Source organism: Paenibacillus sp. FSL K6-3182 (assembly GCF_037976325.1).
In the GTDB taxonomy this organism is placed as follows: Bacteria; Bacillota; Bacilli; order Paenibacillales; family Paenibacillaceae; genus Pristimantibacillus.
Genome location: NZ_CP150265.1, coordinates 1503370 through 1524676, shown reverse-complemented (window position 1 = coordinate 1524676; position 21307 = coordinate 1503370). Strand labels below are relative to the sequence as shown.

Genomic DNA, 21307 nt, shown 5'->3' with positions numbered 1-21307 from the left:
GCCATGTGTTGGACTGCCATTCTTTATCAATCATCTGCAAGCTATGCTTCTTCTTTTTTAAGCTCCTCCAAAAAGGGCTGGAGCTCAGGCCTTGCTGCCGGATCTTTCAAATCAAGGCTCCGCAGCGCATCCACCGCGATTCGAAGCACCGCATAATTGCGATACCAGCGATTATCAGAGGGGACGACATACCATGGCGCCGCTTTGCTGCATTTTTCAAACAGCTCCTCGTAAAGCTCGCTGTACTGCTTCCAAGACTTGCGCTCCTTTAAGTCGGACGGGTCGAACTTCCAATTTTTTTTCGGATCTTCAATACGGCTTATTAGCTTCTCCAGTTGGAACTGCTTCGATATGTGCAAAAAGATTTTGACCACTTTCACCCTGCTGCCCGCTAAAAGAGCTTCAAAATGATTGATATGCTTAAACCGCTCGTTCGCTTCCTCGCTCTTTACCGTACCATGGATTCGAGTGATCAAAACTTCCTCATAGTATGAACGGTTAAATACAGCTATCTGGCCAAGGGCAGGCACGGCAACATGTGCTCTCCATAAAAAATCATGCCGCGCTTCCTCCTCTGTTGGCGTCTTAAAGCTGTGGGCAGAAATGCCCTGCGGATGAAGTCCGGCAAATACTTTTTTGATTACACCATCCTTGCCGCTGCAATCCATGCCTTGAAACACAAACAGCACGGCATGCTCTTTGCTCGCGGCAAGTTTTTCTTGCAGCTGCTGCAGCTCAAGCTCAAGCTCCTTCACTGCCTGAACGACCTCTTCTTTATTCGAAAAGCGCCCCGTATCCTTCGGATCGATGTCCTTCAGATCCACCTTTTTCTTCTCTGGCAGTTTGTAGCTTTTGGACATTTGCTCACAGCCTCTCCAGTGTTTATTTACTTATTAGTATCCCACCAGCGCCTCTCCTAAACAAGCAGCTAGTCGCTATTTTGGCACACCAGAGCGAGAAGAAGCAGAACAAAGCGGACCACACAAAGGCAGGTACACCGGTTACGTCGCTTAAACCAGCCGCATCCCCAGCTGATGCGGGCTCCGTAATCGCAAGATAGAGCAACACAAATGGACTAATAATGGATTCCACTAAACAAATAAAAGCGATCAGCAAATAATAAAAGTCTCTGAGCCAGCGAGGAGCAGCAAAATAAATAAGAACCGTCAATGCTAGGAAACCCGCGCTCCAAGCCATGCCGTAATCATTTCGAACAAAAAGCGCGAGCGCCACTCCAGCTGCTATCGCAACGATCGCGAGTCCAAAACGAGCTTTTCCTTTTGCATATAGAAAGAAAAGCAGCAGCGAGAACAAAGCTGAGCCCGTATAGCCGGCAAGCGCAATCGGGATTAGCATCCAGCTGTCCGTGTACGAGGTATAAGTCACTCCGCTTTGGTCAGCGTACAAATAAATATGCAAGACGCTTCCCTTAAGCAGCAAAGCTGCAAGCGCATGGGCAAGCTCGTGGACTAATGTATTCACATTTTGAAAAAAAGCCGAGAACGGAATGAACCTAGTTAAAAAAGCAGTAACGATAATAATAGCCGTCATTCGCAACCAAGAAAACATGCTTTAGCCTCCAAGTCATATACCGCTATTCTAACTCTTCTTACGTATGAAAAAGAATTATTTTTCAAAAGATGCTAATACGGGTAAGTAAAAGTATAGACGCGAGAGGAGAGATATTATGGGACATTATATTGAGGTTGAGAAAAAAGTTAAACTTTATGTTGAGGATATAGGCTCCGGCAGCCCCGTTATCTTCTTGCATGGCTGGCCGCTGAACCACAAAATGTTTGAAGCTCAGTTCACCCTGCTATCTGAGCAAGGTTATCGCTGTATTGGGATCGATCAACGCGGCTTTGGCAAATCCAGTGCTCCCGCAGCTGGCTATAGCTACGATCGGCTAGCAGATGACGTAAAGGCTGTTATTGATTATTTGAAACTGGATCAAGCCTATCTCGTTGGTTTCTCGGTAGGAGGAGCAATTGCCGTCCGCTATATGGCGCGCCATGGCGGTTACGGCATTCGCAAGCTCGCGCTTCTAGGCGCAGCAGCTCCCTCATTCACGCAGCGTGAAAATTACCCGCATGGCATGACACAAGAGGAAGCGAATGATCAAATCGCTGCAATCAAAAAAGACCGTCCGCAGCTGCTCCGAGATTTCGGCGAGAAATTTCTAGCCGATCAAGACCCAAACGCCATCAGCCAGCCATTCAAAGATTGGCTGCAGCTGCTCGGCTTAGAGGCATCCGCGTGGGGGTCAATCCATACGTTCGAGTCGCTGCGCGATGAGGACTTGCGGAAGGATGTGCTGCAAATCAAAGCTGCGACGACGATTTTCCAAGGCAATCTGGATCAAATATGTCCACCAGAATTCGCCAAGCAGCTGCTTAGCGGCATTGACGGCTCTACGCTCGTTACGTTCGAGCAAAGCGGCCATGGCATGCTCTTCGACGAACCAACTAGATTCAATGAGGAGCTGCTCGAATTTTTGAAATAAAAAGCTGAAAAGGAGCCGTATTAATCGGCTCCTTTTTCTACATGTTATGGAGCTCAGCTAGCTCTATCTTGTACTTATTCAATAAATGGTGAAAGCGCTGGAAATCGCTTGAAAGAACTTTTATTTTCCGTTTGATCCTCAGCTTCCGCTTATGATCCTTGTCTTCCAGCATAAACTGATCAATATTTTTATCCAGCTTCTCCCGAAGCGTAAGGATAATGCCGATCGCAATATGCGAGCGTTCCATCTCCTGTAAATCTGCAGCAAGCGCTTCGCCAAGATGCTCCATTGTTTGCTGTTGAATCGTTAATGATTTATCAATTATGACCTGCTCAGGTGTAGAGTCCTCACGAAATGCCTGACCGGGAACATCATCCCAAAACAGGTTCCACTCTTCCAACTGTTCAACCTCAAACAATAAATATTTATGAAAACCGCATAACCATGCTGTACAGCTTGTATTTCGCAATTGGCAGCCTACCCCATCGAGCAAATGGCGGCAATCGCGGCAGCATGATCCGCTGTTTGCTATACAAACTTTGCAAATATGATCTGCTCCCCATTGCTGCAAAACGGTCATGCCGTTATCAATAAGGCTTGTCCTGCTCACTGTAGAAGGCCGTTGAATAAGGGGGCGGTTTGCTTGATCTGTATGTTCACCCTGCTTCATGTGTGGCATTCAAGCATGCTCTCCTTCCTTACTAAACGTATATATACTAAAAAGTATACCCTACTTGCATTGCGATGACCAAGTTCGCTCCAGCAAAATATGCAATGTGATACAAAAAAGGACTGTCCCAGATCCGCTTGGATCTAGTGAGACAGTCCTGCCTGCTTGCGCTTTCGCTATAAAAGCGAAAGCAATTTCAAACTACCAAGCGTTTACGCCAAGCTTTACAAGTGTCTCCCGAATGAAAGCAGGCTCGTCCTCTGGCGTTCGTGACGTAACAAAGTTGCGATCAACGACAACTTCTTTATCGACAAAAGTCCCGCCGGCTGCTTCAATTTCTGCGGATAAAGCAGGATAGGCCGTTAACGTGCGTCCCTTCAGCAGGCCAGCTGCCTCCAAAATTTGCGGACCGTGGCATATTGCCGCAATAGTTGTGCCAGCTTTATCTGCCTTTTGAACGAACGCCTGCACATCCGCATTGTCCATAAGATGAGACGGTGATTTTCCGCCCGGAATAATGATTGCAGCGTAGTCATCTGCATCAGCTTCTTCAATGGACAAATGCGAGGTATACGCAATGGTCCCCTGTTTTCCTTTTAATTCGTCGTTGCTCTTCAAGCTAATAATAACGGCGTCGTGACCGTTCTTTGCCATTTCATCATAGGGATTTTTCATTTCGGAATCTTCGAAGTCATCAGCTAGCAGAAATGCTACCTTTTTTAGTGGTGTCATATGTTGCACACTCCTCTCATGATTCAAGCCATGATTTACTTTACCCTATTTCGATGAATTTGAAGCAAGCTGCTGCGTATAACCTGACGGAATACGTTCTAGCAGACGATCACCGTAAACCTCGCCAAGCTTCAGTTCGGGCATATGAATATAGCCAATGTAGCACCCGCATTTCTTCATCGTGCAAGGACGCTCAGATGTTAGACCCTCAAGTCCGTCACGATAGAGATGGCCGATAACCTTGCGATCGCTATAGCAGCGTTTGACAATGCCAGCCCCCTGCACATAAAACACATGTGAGCCCGCGCCGCATGGTTTGCCTAAACTATCGTAATCGGGAACGTTCAGCTGGAAATGCGGATCAATTTCGGTTAAATAAACGATATCATTCTCTGAATAATAATTTTTCTGATCCTTGAAGGCGTTGACCCACAGGTATACGTCCTCTGGCAGCAGCTGCCGCAGCTGCTTAATCGCGCCGAAAGCCGAGCGTATCCCAACAGACCCGACACTAAAAGGAATTCCCTGCTCATACAGCTTCATGCACTGGCTTAGGAAAGCAGCATGGCTCGTTTGTCCAGGATGATAGGTAACCCAAAAGGCTGCCTTGCTCCGGTCGATGTCGTTCGTCCATTCAAGCTTGACGGATAAGTTGGTCTGGACAGCTACCTTCTCGATATGCGGCATATGGGACAGCTCGATCATCGCCTCACGATACCACCGATGTACGAGCGCTTCGCCATAAGGATTAAAAAAAATCGAAAGCTGATGTCCGGAGCCGCTTTGCTCCCGAACCCAGTCCATAAAGGCATGAAGCTGCTCCTTGTCCTTCGCAAGCGTCGCTTTGCTGTCCTTTATTTTGCTGAATGGGCAATAAGGACAGTCATAATTGCATGATGACAACGCGCCGCGGTAATAGAGCACCGCCTTCATCGGATGACGTACCCGTTCATAAGCTCCCTTACATCGCCCGAAATAAACTCGTCGCCAATCGCATCCGAATAAGCCATGCCTTGTGTCGTCAGGCGGAGAGTACCCTCCTGAAGCTCCGCCAGCTCCAAACCGATCAGTGTCTGCAAATCAGGATGATCGGCTAGCGCATTACTCTTGAATCGCTCCTCGTACGTGTGTAAGATTAGCCCCTCGCGGTGCAGCAAAGCTTTCAATATAAACCTGCGCTTCTGCTCTGCTTCATTCAGAATAAAACCGTAATCAGCTGTATCATAACGCTCTGCAGCAACATATTGTTCAATAATGCTGCGCGTTGCCGCTGCGCTCACACCATAACGCGATGCATAATGTACATCGCGGGTGTAAGAGCGTGCTCCGCAGCCAAGCCCTGCCATGCCTTCCTCCTGACAGCTGAAGGGCAGCACGGTTTTATGATCAAACGATGTATCTCTAGCGAAACGCCTCATCGAAAACTGCTTATAGCCTGCCGCTTCCAGACGCTGCCGCGCAATATGGTACAGCTCCAGTCGAATATCCTCTCCCTCGCTGCGCATCTGTTCTGGCTTAATAATGGTGTTCTCACGTGTATATAGCGGATATATAAATATTTCGCCAGGCGCATAGCTGAGCGCCTTCTCCAGTGAATAAATCCATGTTTCCGCGGTTTGCTTAGGCAAACCGTAAATAAGATCGACATTCACGAGTGGAAACGAATAGGACATCAACGTCTCCAGCGCCTCTTCCGCAAGCCGCGGCTTCTGCGGACGATAGATAGCTGCTGCTTCCTCTTCAACGAAGCTTTGAACACCCATGCTGATCCGATCAACATGCCGATCCTTAAGAACGCGCATGCGGTCAGCCGTTACCGTTTCCGGCGACGTCTCGACCGATATCGATGCTTTCATCGGATCAAGGCCCATTGTATTCTCTGCTATATCGAATAGACGGTTCAACTGGGGAGCCGCAAGCAAGGTTGGCGTCCCTCCGCCAATCGCAAATCGCGAAAATGTTTTGCCTTTAAACCAAGGCGCCCACTGCTCCGCCTGCCGCTGCATAGCATCAATATACTGCTCATGTACGTCTAAACGACGATCCGGCAGCGTGAACAAATTGCAGAAGCCGCAGCGAGCACCGCAAAAGGGAATATGCATATACAAAAAATAATAATCGGTTTGATCCCGCTCCCACATCTCCTTCAGCGACTGCGCGGGATACAAATCTCGGTAAGCTGTCTTATGGGGATAGGAATACAAATAGGAACGGTAAGGAGCCCCCATCCAGCGCTGCTCCTGCTCCTTAAGCTCCGAAAAAGATGGTAGCGAAGATGATTTTTGCAAGCTGCTTCTCCTCCTTATTCCAAAATAAATTCGCGATACGGCACGTTCCAGACAACCTCATGGGCAAGCCGATGCCCTTCATAGCCATCCTCGCCGTAAGCTGTCCCATGATCGGAAAACGCGAGACATAATGTTTTTCCCCTGCGCCGCATGGCTTCAAACAATGGGGCAAGCTGACTATCAACATAACGAAGCGCGGCACGCTGTGTTTCCACGGAATCCCGTTTGGCGCCATCTACAAAATAATGATTTGGTCCATGCATGGCAGATATATTCATGAACAGAAACAGCTTCTCGGCGGGATCCGATTTCTCCAGCAGCTTAAGCGCGTGATTCACTTGATGCTCCGTCGAACGCGGATTCGTTACCCCGAATGTCATCCGCCAATAGCTTTCTTGAAAATAACTAGGCAGAACCTTGGCTAGCTTATTCTTTTTCGTAAAAAAAATGACGCCTCCGATGCAGATTGTTCGGTAGCCCGCCTCCTGCAAGCCGGATACAAGATCCGGAGCGTCAAATAACCATGTATGAGGGTGCGTCTTAAGCCCCGTATTTTTTGTATGAAACAATCTAATATGAGAAGCTTTGTCCGTATTTGCAGGAGTAGGCAAAAAACCGCCAAAAAAAGCATGATGGGCAGCATAAGTAAAGCTGCCCGGCGAATGCCTCTTCTCCCAGCCTCCACTTCCGCAAAGGTTCGGGCAATTCTTTTCCTCAAGCTTCGCAGCGTCATAACGCAGCGTATCAAGCGTAATCATGAGTATATCGTGAGAACCTACAATTTGGTTCATATCTAGCATTCGTATCTATTCCCCTCTAAGCAGCTGCTGCATTTGCCATTCATAGGTGTTCATTCCCTCATACTCGGCGCCGTACAGCAAATCACCAAAAGGATTGATGTCTATCGGATAGGTCATGCCGCTTCCTCTTTGAACGAGCACATCAACCCCTGCCGCAGAGCAGCCGGGAAATGCTCGGAGCGCGGATTCAGCTGTCCGCTGCACCGCTGCCATTATTTCTGCAGATAGCAGCTGATCGACATCCATCCTCCGTTCGTTGCGCAGATGAAGATTCGTAATTGGAGTGCTGCTTAAACGGAGTACCGTATGACAAGCCTTACCATCCACGACAAGCTGCCGTACATCAAACGACTTGCTCTCGAAGCTTTCCTTCTCAATCCATCGTTCAATATGTGCACCTTCCCGGCATACCCAATCGACCATTCGCCGAATGTCGGAGTGTTCCCGGTAACGCCGCAGCTTGCCTTCGTTGAAAAAGCAAATGCCGCGGGCCCGTTCTTCTATGCCGATGGTCGTGATAGCAAGTTCATCGCCTGTACGAGGATTGATTTGATAGGCAATAACACCAGAAGCGCCCGATCCGCAAGCAAGCTTAATAAACAGACGCCTCATGCCGCTTGCAGCAATCGCCGCTTGCAGCTCATCGTAATTTTTTATGCTTCCTGTAGGAGCAGGAAGAGCCGGCATGATGAGTCCATGGCGTGTGAGCAGCTGCCAGCAGCTTCTTTTGTCGAACATATTAGCTACGCTTCCCGGCGAGTTTACCCAGCTTGCGGAAACGCCTGAAGCTTTAACCTCTGTATGCATAGCAGCAAGAAATCGGCAGTACCCGCGGTACCACTGTGCTGGATAATAGATTCGTCCATGCTCCAGCGGCAACTGCTGCGCTTCCTCCGCGGATATCGAAATATTGTGCGGCAGAGAGCCCGCTGACCAGAATAAGTCATCGCCGCTTCGGTCAGCCGCACCCCATGCGATCAACTGTCGTTCAACGGCTTGATCCTCACCTGGCGCATCAAGCCGAATAATGACCTTATCAGCTTCTGTATATTCTCGCAAAATATCTTGAATAAACACTGTTCGCTTGAGCAGCTGCTCATAGGAGAGCACAACAGCAGGAGCGAGCCCCTGCTTCCTTCTTGCAGCCTGCAAGCCGAATGTTCGTTTGTTTGACGGATTTCCGATGAGCAAATAAGGAGCTTCGGCAACGCCGTCGTTTTTAAAATGATCCATTATTCGGTAAGGAACGGATAACGCCAATCATCTTCATCCGTTTCCTGCTGGTCCGTCACATCTACTGACAGGCCTGTTTGCTTCCAGCGAAGCAGCAGCTCATCCGACATATAGTGGTAGCTCAGGTTAAGGTGCTTCAGCTTCTTCACACGCTCGCTTGCAAGCAGTGCCTTTCCGCCTTCATCGGATAATGTGCCGTAAGAGAGATCAAGTATTTCCAACTGGTCCAAAATCGGCGCATCCGCGATCGCAATTGCGATTTCGTCCTGAATTTCACTATCCTTCAAGCCTAAGTATGTAAGCTTTGGAAACAGATCACCTTGCAGCAGCGGCATGACATCCTCTATTCCGCCGTCAAAACCGTAATCATCTACGCCCAGATAAAGCTCAAGCTTCTTCAGCTCAGGCAGCTTTGCACTCGTTATTTCCTCTAGTACAGACTTCGGAAGCCCTCCGCAAATAATAACGAGCTCTTGCAGCTTCTCGTGTACAAGAGGCTGCAAGCTTAACTCTTGGCTGCCCTTGATCGACAATGACTGCAAATTCGGGAATGCCGCAAGCAGCGGTGAAAGGTTCGTCTGATTAATCCAGGAAACCTCGCATTCCTCAAAACCCATATCTCCAATAAATAATTTCGTTAAATTAGGAAAAGAATCTTTATGGCTGATCAATGATTCCAAGAAGCTGTCCGGAGAATTCTCATACGCCTGACCCCAATCGCCAATCGTTAGTATAGACAGCTTCTCGCCATCTGCGCTAGATGCCAATTTCTCAATCAGTTCAGACATCCTTACGCCTTCTTCATACTCGTCATAACCTACCGATAAGCGAATTTCAATCAAGATGATCCCTCCAATAGTTTCCATGTGAAGTTAGAGTAACATGGACTTTTTCGATGCGTCAATGGTCTCAGGGTCTTATCTGTCTTGGCTTCATAAAAATAAAGCCGAGCAGCGCAGAAAACAGCGCTCTCAGCTATTTGAATTTAGTGCAGTGCTTTGCGAAGTAGAAATTCGATGAGTCGCCAAGGGAACAGCTTTTTCATAACAAAAATCATCTTCGCATCATTTCCGCACACATAACGAAGCTTCGGACGGCGGGATTGGCAAATTTTCACGATCGTGTTCGCAACCTGAATCGGATTAGGCGCATTTTTCTCCGACTTTTTATTGAATTGATTAAAGCGCTCAATCATTTTGCTGTAAGGGGAGTTTTGTTCCGCACGAAACACATGCTTTGCTGCAATGCCAGTATCGTAAGTACCGGGTTCTACGAGTACGACCGGGATAGAAAAAGGCAGCAGCTCTAGACGTAGCGCTTCACTAAAGCCCTCTAATGCAAATTTCGAGGCCGAATACGCACCCGTGTTGGAAAAACCAATAATGCCTGCTCCGCTGCTGACATTAATAATTTTGCCTTGGCTGCGGACTCGCATATGTGGCAGAACCGCTTTCGTAACAGCAATGGTACCAAAGAAATTCGTATCAAATTGAGCACGCCAATCCACCATCGGTATTTCCTCAACGACGCCCATTACGGCATAACCCGCATTATTGACAAGCACATCGATTCTGCCCCAGCGCTCCATTACCTGCTCGATGACTTCCACTATGTTGTCAGAATCGGTAATATCAAGCCTCATTAATGCAATATGATCTAGTACGCCGTTCTCTTTTGCTTTTGCAAGCACATCTTCCTTCTTCCCGATGTCCCTCATTGTTGCGATTACAAAGTAGCCCTCTTGCGCTAAGCGAATCGAAGTCAAAAGCCCAAACCCACTGGATGCTCCCGTAATCAATGCAAGGGGTCGATTGGATACTTCTGCTACATTAGCCATCCTTAAGCCACCTCAATTCCTAGGAATGGTATACAATAACATGTTGTATTGAGTATAGCTTATTTGGACAAAAACGGCTTGGATACCCCTTTGGAATCGCATTAACGCTAAAGCATGTTTTAGTGTCGCGACTAACCTAACTACTCAATACTAAACTGCTGCTGTACGAGCTTAGCATATAATTCATGGGTCTCCAGCAGCTCCGCATGGGTGCCCTGACCCGAAATTTCACCTTTCTCAAGTACAATGATTTGGTCGGCTCCTCGAATAGTTGAAAGTCGATGGGCAATGACTAATGTCGTTCTTGCCGTCATCAGGCCCTGAAGAGCTTCTTGTACTTGCATTTCCGAATCGCTGTCGAGGTGAGCCGTCGCTTCATCCAGCAGCAGAATATCAGGATTTCGCAAAATAGCCCGGGCAATTGCCAGCCGTTGACGCTGGCCTCCCGAAAGCTTAACGCCTCTTTCTCCAACCTCCGTGTCATAACCTTCAGGAAGCGAATCGATAAAAGTTGTCAAATTCGCTTGATCGACAGCTTCCCTGATTTTCGCCTCGCTCACATCCTCCAGCCCATAAGTAAGATTGTGACGAATCGAGCCTTGCATCATCGGGCTATCTTGTGAAACATAAGCAATCCGCTTGCGCCAATCTTCCAGCGCCATGGACGCGATCGGTTCCCCGCCATACGTTATGACGCCCTCGGTTGGATTATAGAACCGTTCCAGCAGCGAGAACAGCGTTGTCTTGCCTGTGCCGCTTGGGCCTACAAACGCCGTTACTTGTCCCTGCTTCACTTGAAACGAGAGCGAATGAAGCAGCGGCCGATCCTCCGAATATCCGAAGCTTAACTGTTCAAATTTAATAAAGGAATGATGGTCTTTCTCGTGAAGGACTGCTGCCTCAATCTCATGGCTGGACTGCTCCTCCTTCTCATTTAGCAGCTCCAAAATACGTTCTGAAGCACCCATCGCCTTCTGGAATTGCGTGAAGAACGAAGCCATCTGCGTAAACGGCATAACAATTTGGAACATATACAAAATAACAGCAACCAGCTCTCCGCCCGTTAAAGTGCCCTGTGCGACCCTTACACCGCCATAACCGATTAATATAACAAGAATGAGCAGCATCACCGTCATCATTAAAGGGGTTACGATTGACATGATTCGTGCTTCCTGCAAACCAAATGTAAACAAATGCGAGATTCGCTTGTCGCCTTGACGATTTTCTACCGGCTCAGCAAGCGACGCCTTCACAAGCCGAATATCGGAGAGCACACGGCCAAGATCGCCTTGAAATAATGCAGTTTCATCCTGCATGGATTTGGATACTGTGAACATTTTGGTGCCTAGCGGCCATAGAACAAGAAGTGCTACCGGAACGGCAATCAGCATAAGCAGCGTGAGCTTCCAATCAATCAGCAGCAGGAGAATGACGCCGCCTATAATAGATACAATTCCTCCAAAAAACGATATTACATGCCCGATGATAAAATCTTTGATCACATTTGTATCATTCGTAACACGGCTCATCGTCTCGCCGGAATTGTTGCGATCAAAAAACGGTACTGGCAGCTTTATCACTCGGTTCCATACTTCACGTCGCAAGCCTGCAATAACAAACTGACCTACATAGGACATCGTATAGACCGAGAAACCAGACATAATGGTCTGAACTAGAAATACTGCTCCCAGCACAACAAACGTCATCGTTTGGATGGTCGATTGCGATAACTCCTCGACTAAATTTTTCGTCAATAATGGAATGAGCAGCGAGAGCAGCGTCTCTCCGAGTCCTAGTACAACGGCAACGATAATTAAAAACTTAGCGGGTCTATGCTTCGCGATCAGCTTGAAAAATTGTGAAACGCCAATGGTTGCCTTCGGCCTATCTGCTTCAACACTATTTTTCATCGGTTATCCCTGCTTTCAACATTTTCAATGCCTCAAGATGATCGAAAGTAACGGCTAAGAAGGCTTCTTCATCCTTCGTAAACAAATTTGGGAATAAAACAGGATCAAAGGAATGAGCTGGATCGTTCAGCACCTCTAATTGCGCAAGCTCCTCTTCACTAAATCTCTCTAAGACAGGTGACAGCAGCTCCTCTAAGAGCGCAACAAGACTCAGTCCGCAAGCAAGCACCTCTTCGTCCAGAGGCTGTTTTCCTTGCTTATAAAGTTCCTTTAGCTCCATGGCGAACACCGTTATTTTACTTTCAAATGCCGATCTGATTTCCGAGTCTATCCCCTCCATAAATATCGCATCTACTAAAGAAGGCGGCATTTGCGTTGACAGCCATTCCTTCTGCTGCTGCTCATGCTGAATATGTTGAATAAACACTAGCAATGAATGGCTGTCGACCTTTCCCGCTCCCTCCAAAATTTTCTGCATCCGTCCAATGGTGTCTATTACACGCTCCAAATGCGCCTGCTTTTTCTTAAGCATCTCATATTGCGAAGCTAATGAGTGCTGCAAGTCCTCTTCCGGACGCTGCAAATAAGAAGAAATGTCCTCTAAGGAGAAATCCAAATATTTTAACGTCAAAATCTTTTGCAGTTGAATTAAATCCTGATCCGTATAAAAGCGATGCCCATGCGCGTTTCGGCTGGACGGCTTAAGCAGTCCCTGTCGATCGTAATAACGGAGCGTTCGCTCAGTAACTTTTGTCAGCTTCGCGAATGCGCCAATCGCATAAGAAGAACTATTATTCATCTGTTCATTCCCCCTCTTGAACAGAGTATAACCCTTGACGTAACGTCAAGGGCAAGTGGCTTACAGGATGAAATTTATAATTTTATGGAAATATTGTCTAGAATATGTCTTCTTATAAGGAGTTTATCTTAACCTTTCCGCTCGTAAAAATACAATTTGATACTCGATAATATCATTTATTTTCTATCAATTAATCTATTATTTTGTCGCTATAATTGAATACAAGCCCTAAATTTTATAAATAAAAAACAATTTTCTTCAATTCAAGGGTTGTAAATTATGGGAATTTATATATAATCAATTTGTGACCAAATTGTTACAGCACTATGAACTCAGAGGAGAGAAAGAATGGATAACTATCAGCAGCCCCCAGTAAATCCCGGTGTACCAGGATACGGGCATCAACAAAATCAGGAAATGTCGCCTGTCATTACAATTAAAGAGTGGATGCTCACTACACTCATTTTAATCATTCCGATCGTTAATGTTATTATGATGTTTGTATGGGCGTTTGGTGAAGGCAACCCAACGAAGAAAAACTATTTTAAAGCATCCTTAATTTGGGCGGCAATCATTCTCGTAATTTACATCATCATTTTCGTTATTTTTATTGCTGCAGCAGCTTCATCTTCTATGAGCAGCTAGTACAATAATACATAATAGAAGTGAAAATCCGAGCAGCAGTCTGCTCGTTTTTGAACAAGGAATAAATAGCGGTACAGGGACGACCCCTGCATCGCTATTTTTTTATTCACACCTAAGCTAAAAAAAACAGGGGTTACCTCAAAAGTAATTAAATCCACTTTTGAGATAACCCCTTTATTTTAGATCGTTTACTCCACAGCGAGGAATCGGTATACCTTGCTTGCATAATCGCCATAAAATTGCGGAGTTGCAAGTCCAGCATATAGCAGCTGATCGCCGCCATATACCGTTTCTTCACCAAGCAGCTTGTAATCGCGGTTCGGATCAAGGCCTTTGAGGCAGAAGCGATTAAGCTTCAGATTTGGCTCTTGCAGAACAGTAACGAACACTACAAATGCTTCTTTTTTATCCTTGGAAACGAACATCCACGCCGTTTCATTTCCTTCGAACGGGCTAAGCAGACGATAGAAATCTCCGAATTGCACAAGATGCCTTACATCCTTATAAAGTGCAACCTGCTCCTTAACGGTCGTCTTCTCTTCCTCCGTAAATTGAGTCAGATCAAGTTCATAACCAAAGTTTCCAGATAGCGCAACATTTCCTCTTGTTTCTAGGGAAGTTATCCGATTCACTTGATGGTTAGGCACGGCTGATACGTGAGCGCCCATCGCGCTTACTGGGTAAACGATGCTTGTTCCGTATTGAATTTTCAGGCGGGATACCGCGTCGGAGTTGTCGCTTGTCCATGTTTGCGGCATGTAATACAGCATGCCCGCATCGAAGCGGCCGCCGCCGCCAGAGCAGCTCTCGAACAATACATCAGGGAAAGCAGACGTAATTTCTTCAAGCACGGAATAGAGACCCAGCATATAGCGATGAGCGGTCTCGCGTTGACGCTCTGCAGGCAGAAGTGCTGAACCGATCTCTGTCATATTGCGATTCATATCCCATTTCACGTACGTAATCGGCGCACTTGAAAGAATATCCGATATCGACTTAACGATATATTGTTGAACGTCCGCGCGTGACAAATCTAAAATGAGTTGATTTCTCGCTTGTGTCCGTCTGCGGCCGTCGATATGCAAACACCAATCTGGATGAGCTTTGTACAGCTCGCTCTCTGGCGAAATCATTTCCGGCTCGAACCATAGGCCGAATTGCATATCTAGACGCTTCACGCGGCTAACCAAATCCTCTAAGCCGTTGGGCAGCTTTTTCGGGTCAACAAACCAATCCCCCAGCGAAGTTGTGTCGTTGTCGCGTTTGCCGAACCAACCATCATCCAGTACGAACAGCTCGATGCCAAGCTCCTTGCCGGCACGCGCAATATCTTCGATTTTATCTGCATTAAAGTTAAAATACGTTGCTTCCCAGTTGTTGACGAGTATCGGACGTGTTTGATCACGGAACGTACCGCGAATTAAGCGAGCACGGTACAGATCATGGAAGCTGCGTGACATGCCGCCGAGGCCATGCTCAGAGTGAACCATTACCGCCTCTGGCGTTTGGAACTCCTCACCCGGCTCCAATCGCCAATTAAAGTCGAATGGGTTAATGCCAATGAATAGCCTTGCTGCATGGAATTGATCAACCTCGACGCCAGCCGTAAAATTACCGCTATACACAAGGTTTACACCGTATACATCACCGTGATCCTCGGTAGAACCCTCAGAGAGCAAAGCGACAAACGGATTTTGCATATGGCTGCTTGAACCTCGGCGGCTCTCGATCGATTGCAGACCCGGCTCAAGCTTGCGCTTATGAATATGGCGCTCACGAATCCAAGCACCAGAGAGCTGAAGCATCTCAAAGTTGTCATGCGCAAAATCCAAGCTCATGCTGAACGCGCGCTGTAAATCCAAAGTATCAGTACCGTTGTTGACGATTCTAGCTGAACGGGCAATCGCATCGTAGTTTTCAAATACGGTATAAGACAAACTGACGGACAAGCCTGTCAAATCATCTTTCAGCGTGATTTCAAGCGTTTGCGCTTCCGAGTCGTTCTCAATATACGTTGCAGGCAATCCAGCAAGCGCCGGCTTTCCATCCACAATGCGGTGCGAATCAAAGCGCAGATCCGTTACTGTTGTTCCATTTGGAAGCTTGACCTGAAATGCAGGCATGCGGAAATCAGAGTTGCCGTATGCAGGATACTCATGCGGAAGCGTATCCAGCGACAGTTCCAATTGGTCCAGCTCTGTGCTAGGCGTGAATGAAGCCCGCTCCTTAAGCTCAAATAAACGCTCCAGCTGCACGCCGCGAATTTTTTTGCCCCAATAGACATGTGCAGGATAACCTGATTTCGTAATATGGATAACATAGCTTGTATCCTTCGCTTGCAGGTGGAATACCGAGAGCTGTTGATTATATTGAATAGACAAAATAACAACCTCCTAGAAGTTTATATAAATGAATACTTACGATTTCACAGAGCTGCCGCAGCTTTCCCGCACGATGAGTGTCGTATTAACGGTCATATGAACAGCTGCCTCACGGCCTTCGATCCGCTCAAGCAGCAGTTGTACCGCCGTTCTGCCCATATGCTCAGTATGCGCGCGAACCGTCGTTAGCGGCGGATTCAAAAATGCAGAGATTTCAATGTCATCAAAACCTACAATCGCCATATCCTCAGGAACCCGAAGACCATGCTCATGCAGCGCGCGCAAAGCACCTACAGCCATGGGGTCACTTCCAATAAAACAAGCGGTTGGCCGCGAGCTTTGCTGAAGCATGTGATTCATCGCCTCATATCCGCTGTTAGAAGACCAATATGCCTTAATGACGAAGTTTTCATCATAAAGACCTCGCTCACGCATCTCCTTCTCGAAAAAAACACGGCGAAGCTCATCCGTCTCTGTACTCTCAAATTGACGATTCAGACGATGGATATAATCATTCCCGCCGATATAGCCTATTTTTTGGTGTCCTAGTTCTCTAAGATGTTTGATTACTGCTCGGGTTGCTTGCTCAAAATGCAGCTTTACGGTGTCATACTCATACAGTTCGCCTGAATGGTTCACAAATACAAGCCGATTTCCGTTGCTATACAACTGATTAACATCCTCATCATGAATGGAGCCTACAACAATCACACCATCCAGCTCGTTGAACGACTGCATCTCCACTCGACTGTTGCCGCGAAGCACTTTCACAATGTTGATTCCAAGCTCCTCGCAGCGCGTTTCAATGCCTTTGCGAATGGAGGAGAAATAAGGATCATCATGCTCATCTTCCAGTGTCGACCACATGAGCAAACCGATTTGCTGACGCGAGAGCTGCTCTTCCTTCTTCATTCTTCGCAGCCTGGACGGCTTATATTGCAGCTGCTCGGCAATGCTGAATATTCGAGTACGCGTTTCCTCACTTACTGCCAAGGTGACATCATTGTTCAAAACCCTGGATACGGTAGCAGCTGAAACGCCTGCCTCCTGCGCAATATCTTTTATCGTTGCCATGCCACACTCCGTATTTAGTTAATAAATTTACTGAATAACAACTTTAGTTTAGCAGACGCTCGCAAAGTCCACAAGCACCCTATTGCATTTTTATTGAAATCACTTTTCATACCTAATGAAGAAGAAGCATTATCGGTGAATTTATGAATAACTACTGTTATAATTTAGTGGAATTATTTAATTCTCATCGAAGGAGGGGTAATTATATGATTGTTATTAAAACGGATAGATTATATTTGAGATGCTACAAAGAGAAAGATTTTGAAGGCTTACATGCTATTTTTTCTGACCCCGAAACGATGGCTAATTATCCAGCACCGTTTACTGTCCAAGAAACTCAAAATTGGATAAAAAGAAATGAAGCACGCTACAAAAACGATGGATTTGGTTTATGGGGAGTCTGCTTAAGGGCAACGGATGAACTAATCGGTGATTGTGGCCTTGTTAAACAAACGATAAATGGAACAATTGAGGTAGAAATCGGCTACCATATAAATAAAAAATATTGGTCCAACGGATTCGCCTCTGAAGCAGCCATGGCTTGCAAGCAATATGGTTTTCATCACTTAGGCTTGCAAAAATTGATCAGTATTATAGACCCCAATAATTTAGCGTCCATTCGTGTTGCCGAGAAAATTGGCTTTGCCAAAGAAAGAGAAGCTTTTATTTTCAACAAAAATCATACTATTTATGCAGGCTTCCCCACTTTAATGGCATCCAATCTTCCATAAAGACATAAAAAAAAGCAGTCGACTGCCTCCTCCAAAAAGGGGCAGCCCCGCTTAAAAATCTTTTCGCCTCATAATTAGTATACCTATGCCGAGCAGAGCAGCCGTGTAAATACCGCAATAAATTAAAAAGGAATTTGATGCCGCTCCGTTAATAGAGAAAATACTTAGCTCTGCGTTAATGTTATATAAGCCTCTAAGCTCAGAGATTGAAAATAATTCGTTAAGCATGCGTTGCTGCAAAGTATCCGCCGGCATAGCCAGCTTAATTAAGCCTGTTATGGTCTCAAGTGTTTGCATCCCTTTCATTTGAATCCTACCTGTGCTCATAAACCGGCCAATCGTACTGCCAAGCCAGCCCATACCGAAGAGCATCGTCATCCATATGCCGTTTCCTAAAGGACTTAAATAACAGGAGCCGAGCATCGTTAAGGATACTAATAGCGGAATAACAGACATAAAAAACAAAAGTGATTTGAAGTACACCATCATGTTGAATAAGACGCCAGTTTCTGCCCAGCTGATAAGAATAATTGAGCTGAATAACAGGAATGCATATAACGCAACATAACTGACAAAGCCGAGCCATCTGCCCAAAAACCACTTCCAGCGCGTAATGGGCCTTGCGAGTACGGATTGAAGAACGCCCTGCTCTGCTTCCCCTGTCACAGCCGCAACGGAGCTGAATATAGAAAGGAAGGAAACCGCAAAAGCGCCAAAGAAGAAACCTAATGTCATAATCATTGCACTGCGGGCAAAATTTTCGAATAAGTTCATAGAAGTCGCAACATTCACCTCGCCGCCGGCGATAGCATCAGCAATAAACCAGTAAGCAATCCAGAAGAGAACCGTCATGATGATCGTCATAAGCGTTACTCTTTTACGAACGAGCTCCTTCCAAGTTAGGCCCCAAACCGCGATCATCTGCGCTCCCCCCTATGCTCAAGGCCCGTTACGGCCTGCATAAACCACTCATCGAGCCGTGATTGCAATTTCCCAACCTCATAAAGCGTCAATCCCAGCTCAATAAGAATATAATTGACCAATCCTATTTGCTCGTCATTTTCCAGTTCAATCTCCAGCCAAACAGATGCATCATCCTGCTCAGCGTTCGACACGATCACATTCACGCCTATCAGCTGCTGGATACGTTCAGCTGCTAAAGGGGTATAACCGCTTACACGCAAACGCCAGCTCGACTGCGAGCTCAGCACATCGGATACCTTTCCCTCCGCCAGCACTTTTCCGTTATTCAGTAGAGCGACCTTGTCGCACAACTGTTCCACATCCTCAAGCAAATGCGAATTAAGAAAGATCGTTTTCCCTTGGCTTCTCAGCCTAGCAAGCAATTCCCGCACCTCATGCCTGCCAACGGGATCAAGCGCTGAAGCCGGCTCGTCAAGAAAAACGATATCCGGATTTGTTAGTAAAGCGCATGCGAGTCCAAGCCGCTGCTGCATCCCCTTCGAATACCCTTTGAGCCTGTCGCTTCCCCGGCTGCCAATGCCCACATCGTCGAGAAGCTGATGAATGCGTCGTTTGGCCATAGAGCGGTCGAGCTCACACAACTTTGCATGAAAAGCCAAAACCTCTTCGCCCGTCAACCAATCCGGATAACGAAACAACTCAGGCAAATAGCCAAATCTCCGTCTAGCCTCGATTGATCCTGAAGGCTGTCCGAAGATTTGAGCTTTACCTGAGGTTGGTTTAATAAGGCCTGTGAGCATTTTCACTATCGTGCTTTTTCCCGCTCCATTAGGACCGAGGAAGCCAAAGGCTTCCCCTTCTCTAATCGTCAGTGTAACATCGTGGCAGCCGCGTCCTTCGCCGTAATCCTTGCATAATCCGATGGTTTCAATAGCAACAGCACTCATGGATGAATCAGCTCCGCAATAAGCGACTGTACTTTTTGTTTGTCCTCAAAATCATTAAAGTGTGCGCTTGCTACAACGCCATCTTTAAGCCACATCGCATTTGCATAACTATGGTCAGCGGATTGATTCAAATATACATCAACCCCTTCAATAACGATTTTCTCCGGCTTTTCATTTGTAATGAGCGGAAATGGAATTTCTCCGTTTTCCATGTTTGATGCTTGCATAAGCGATTTGCGCAAATGATCAGGAAGCGCTGGGAAGCGAATGACAGCCTCATAGGCATCCTTTGCATCCACAGAAGGATCAATTTTGATGCTAGGCTGCTTAATATATTCAACCCATAGGCTTTGCTTAGAAGTACTTCCTTCCTTAGGTTCATACGTGATCGTTACACCTTGGCCTGTGTTGAATTCAATTGCTTTGCCGTCTACTGATTTCGGCAGCAGCTTATCTGCGCCCAGCTTACGCATTGCACTATTGATTTCATCCACATTTAGGCGGAAGGCAATCGTCTGAGCTGACATCGATGATATGGCACCTAACTGAATCTCTGGAACCGTCAATGTTGGAACAGCAAAACCCAGCTCCTTAGAAGCTTGATCTACGGTCATCTTTGACCAGCTTCCGACAGTCGTCTGCTCGAAGGTGCCGAAACGGTTAACGGTTTCACGCGTTTCGCCATCCTTCATGAAGCTGTTCATGAGCGACTCCAAATCATTTTGCTGCACAATCATTACGTTATCCATTCGGAACGTATTAAGCCATGCCGCCAATGCTTCATTTGTTGAGGGCGTCGCAATAACTACCGTAATGATAGCTGCTGCGCATGCTGCTATTGTTTTGCCAACGTTCTTTTTGAACCAGCGGCCTGCCGCCCCACTTTTATTCGGTTTATTAGCAGCTGGACTGGATGAAGTACGAGCTCGTCCTAACGGAACCACATTTGCTTGCATTTGTTCAGGATACGTTTGAACGGCAGCAGCTTTTGTTTGCGCAGCGCTAGCAGCAGCTGTTGACTCCTTATTGAGCTCAGCAGCATGCTTGCCTTGTTCTTCCCATTGCTCCCAAAGCGGCGATTGCTCTGAGGCTTGAAGCTGTTTCTCTAGACGCGCCCATGCAGCCGACATTTGCTCTGCTTCTTTTTTGTTTATTTCATCATTTTTTGTCATCTTGGACTCCTCCTAAAAGGTTTTGACCTTTCATGCTAAGTGCAGCAGGCGCTGGCCATCGCACATCATTCATGAGACAAAGCTCCTTCTGCCTTATGCGCATGGCGCTTCAGCCTAGCCCCGGCTCTGCGCAGCATCGTCCCGACCTGCGGCTGCCGCAGCTGGAGCTGCTCTGCGATTTCCGCATAGCTGTATCCTTCATATCGGAGCAGAAGCATTTTTTTGTCCCGTTCGGGTAGCGTATCTAACCAGCCTCTAACCCGTTCCTGCTCGTCCTTATCAATCAACTGCTGTTCATTCGACTGAACCGCTTGCGGCTGTGCGAGTATGCTTTGTTCCTGCTTTTGTGTTAGAGCACGCTCTCGTGCTTTTTTATCCATATAATCATAAGCCAGCCTCGTTAATACGCGATGAAGCCAGCCTCCTATTGCTTCAGGCTGATCCGGTGGATTCCGGTAAAGCCTTAGAAATGTTTCCTGGGCAAGATCCTCCGCAGCTGCTTCATCGCGTATAAGTGCGACAAGCTTTCGTCTAACCGCAGGATAATGTGTATTAAACTGTTGACGAAACAAATCCGGCGCCGAATGTTCCATTCCGTTTACCTCCTTACGTTTTTTGCTCAAGCTATAAAGAAGACGATGCCTTAGATCATTTTGTAACA

21 protein-coding genes are annotated in these 21307 nt (G+C 46.8%); 3 read left to right on the top strand and 18 right to left on the bottom strand.

All coding sequences use genetic code 11. The features are described 5' to 3' along the window. Nucleotides 1-41: 41 nt before the first annotated feature. Both MHH56_RS06585 and MHH56_RS06580 read right to left on the bottom strand, forming a co-directional pair. Nucleotides 42-860 (bottom strand): PPK2 family polyphosphate kinase, encoded by an 819-nt coding sequence (locus MHH56_RS06585; protein WP_339207410.1) that lies wholly within the window; start codon nt 858-860, stop codon nt 42-44. 22 nt (nt 861-882) lie between these two features. After that, nucleotides 883-1569, bottom strand: coding sequence for a M50 family metallopeptidase (locus MHH56_RS06580; RefSeq protein WP_339207409.1), 687 nt, complete (start codon nt 1567-1569; stop codon nt 883-885). A gap of 118 nt (nt 1570-1687) precedes the next feature. On the opposite strand from MHH56_RS06580, the gene MHH56_RS06575 reads away from it, so the two are divergent. Beyond that, entirely contained in the window at nt 1688-2503 is an 816-nt protein-coding gene (locus MHH56_RS06575; protein ID WP_339207408.1) for an alpha/beta hydrolase, read from the top strand. 37 nt (nt 2504-2540) lie between these two features. Here the strand turns inward: MHH56_RS06575 and MHH56_RS06570 are convergent, their stop codons facing one another. The 10 genes from MHH56_RS06570 to MHH56_RS06525 form a co-directional block, all read right to left on the bottom strand. Continuing rightward, nucleotides 2541-3182 (bottom strand): hypothetical protein, encoded by a 642-nt coding sequence (locus tag MHH56_RS06570; RefSeq protein WP_339207406.1) that lies wholly within the window; start codon nt 3180-3182, stop codon nt 2541-2543. 192 nt (nt 3183-3374) lie between these two features. Continuing rightward, the gene (locus MHH56_RS06565) at nt 3375-3905 is read right to left on the bottom strand and encodes a type 1 glutamine amidotransferase domain-containing protein (protein ID WP_339207405.1); all 531 of its coding nucleotides are present in this window, start codon (nt 3903-3905) and stop codon (nt 3375-3377) included. A 45-nt stretch (nt 3906-3950) separates the two neighbouring features. Next, on the bottom strand, nt 3951-4838 hold the full coding sequence (locus MHH56_RS06560) for an STM4011 family radical SAM protein (RefSeq protein ID WP_339207404.1): 888 nt from the start codon (nt 4836-4838) through the stop codon (nt 3951-3953). Further along, on the bottom strand, nt 4835-6133 hold the full coding sequence (locus MHH56_RS06555; RefSeq protein WP_339209522.1) for an STM4012 family radical SAM protein: 1299 nt from the start codon (nt 6131-6133) through the stop codon (nt 4835-4837). Before MHH56_RS06555 ends, MHH56_RS06560 begins: the two co-directional genes overlap by 4 nt. A 74-nt stretch (nt 6134-6207) precedes the next feature. Next, entirely contained in the window at nt 6208-6993 is a 786-nt protein-coding gene (locus tag MHH56_RS06550; RefSeq protein ID WP_339207402.1) for an STM4013/SEN3800 family hydrolase, read from the bottom strand. Nucleotides 6994-6999: 6 nt separating this feature from the next. After that, the gene (locus MHH56_RS06545; protein ID WP_339207401.1) at nt 7000-8226 is read right to left on the bottom strand and encodes an STM4014 family protein; all 1227 of its coding nucleotides are present in this window, start codon (nt 8224-8226) and stop codon (nt 7000-7002) included. Further along, nucleotides 8226-9065, bottom strand: coding sequence for an STM4015 family protein (locus tag MHH56_RS06540; RefSeq protein ID WP_339209521.1), 840 nt, complete (start codon nt 9063-9065; stop codon nt 8226-8228). Before MHH56_RS06540 ends, MHH56_RS06545 begins: the two co-directional genes overlap by 1 nt. Nucleotides 9066-9211: 146 nt before the next feature. Continuing rightward, complete coding sequence (locus MHH56_RS06535; protein ID WP_339207400.1) at nt 9212-10063, bottom strand: SDR family oxidoreductase; 852 nt, start codon at nt 10061-10063, stop codon at nt 9212-9214. Between the two features lie 140 nt (nt 10064-10203). After that, nucleotides 10204-11973: an ABC transporter ATP-binding protein gene (locus MHH56_RS06530; protein WP_339207399.1), complete on the bottom strand. Its 1770-nt coding sequence runs from the start codon at nt 11971-11973 to the stop codon at nt 10204-10206. Further along, the gene (locus MHH56_RS06525) at nt 11963-12772 is read right to left on the bottom strand and encodes a MerR family transcriptional regulator (RefSeq protein WP_339207398.1); all 810 of its coding nucleotides are present in this window, start codon (nt 12770-12772) and stop codon (nt 11963-11965) included. The genes MHH56_RS06530 and MHH56_RS06525 overlap by 11 nt, the downstream gene beginning before the upstream one ends. Before the next feature lie 348 nt (nt 12773-13120). Here MHH56_RS06525 and MHH56_RS06520 point away from each other — a divergent pair, with 348 nt between their 5' ends. Next, a complete protein-coding gene (locus MHH56_RS06520) occupies nt 13121-13417 on the top strand; it encodes a hypothetical protein (RefSeq protein ID WP_339207397.1) in 297 nt (98 codons plus the stop codon). A 188-nt stretch (nt 13418-13605) separates the two neighbouring features. On the opposite strand, the gene MHH56_RS06515 is transcribed toward MHH56_RS06520, so the two are convergent. Next, a complete protein-coding gene (locus MHH56_RS06515; RefSeq protein WP_339207396.1) occupies nt 13606-15798 on the bottom strand; it encodes an alpha-galactosidase in 2193 nt (730 codons plus the stop codon). Between the two features lie 36 nt (nt 15799-15834). Then, complete coding sequence (locus MHH56_RS06510; protein WP_339207395.1) at nt 15835-16872, bottom strand: LacI family DNA-binding transcriptional regulator; 1038 nt, start codon at nt 16870-16872, stop codon at nt 15835-15837. A gap of 206 nt (nt 16873-17078) precedes the next feature. Between MHH56_RS06510 and MHH56_RS06505 the strand changes: the two genes are divergently transcribed. Continuing rightward, on the top strand, nt 17079-17603 hold the full coding sequence (locus MHH56_RS06505) for a GNAT family N-acetyltransferase (RefSeq protein WP_339207394.1): 525 nt from the start codon (nt 17079-17081) through the stop codon (nt 17601-17603). A 51-nt stretch (nt 17604-17654) separates the two neighbouring features. Here MHH56_RS06505 and MHH56_RS06500 read toward each other — a convergent pair whose 3' ends face one another. From MHH56_RS06500 to MHH56_RS06485, 4 genes are all read right to left on the bottom strand, one after another. Beyond that, complete coding sequence (locus MHH56_RS06500) at nt 17655-18524, bottom strand: ABC transporter permease (protein WP_339207393.1); 870 nt, start codon at nt 18522-18524, stop codon at nt 17655-17657. Further along, the gene (locus MHH56_RS06495) at nt 18521-19474 is read right to left on the bottom strand and encodes an ABC transporter ATP-binding protein (protein ID WP_339207392.1); all 954 of its coding nucleotides are present in this window, start codon (nt 19472-19474) and stop codon (nt 18521-18523) included. The genes MHH56_RS06500 and MHH56_RS06495 overlap by 4 nt, the downstream gene beginning before the upstream one ends. After that, nucleotides 19471-20646, bottom strand: a complete 1176-nt coding sequence (locus MHH56_RS06490) for a hypothetical protein (protein WP_339207391.1) — start codon at nt 20644-20646, stop codon at nt 19471-19473. The genes MHH56_RS06495 and MHH56_RS06490 overlap by 4 nt, the downstream gene beginning before the upstream one ends. A gap of 65 nt (nt 20647-20711) precedes the next feature. Further along, nucleotides 20712-21239 carry a sigma-70 family RNA polymerase sigma factor gene (locus MHH56_RS06485; RefSeq protein ID WP_339207390.1) on the bottom strand — a complete coding sequence of 176 codons (528 nt, stop codon included), beginning with the start codon at nt 21237-21239 and terminating at the stop codon, nt 20712-20714. Nucleotides 21240-21307: the final 68 nt, after the last annotated feature.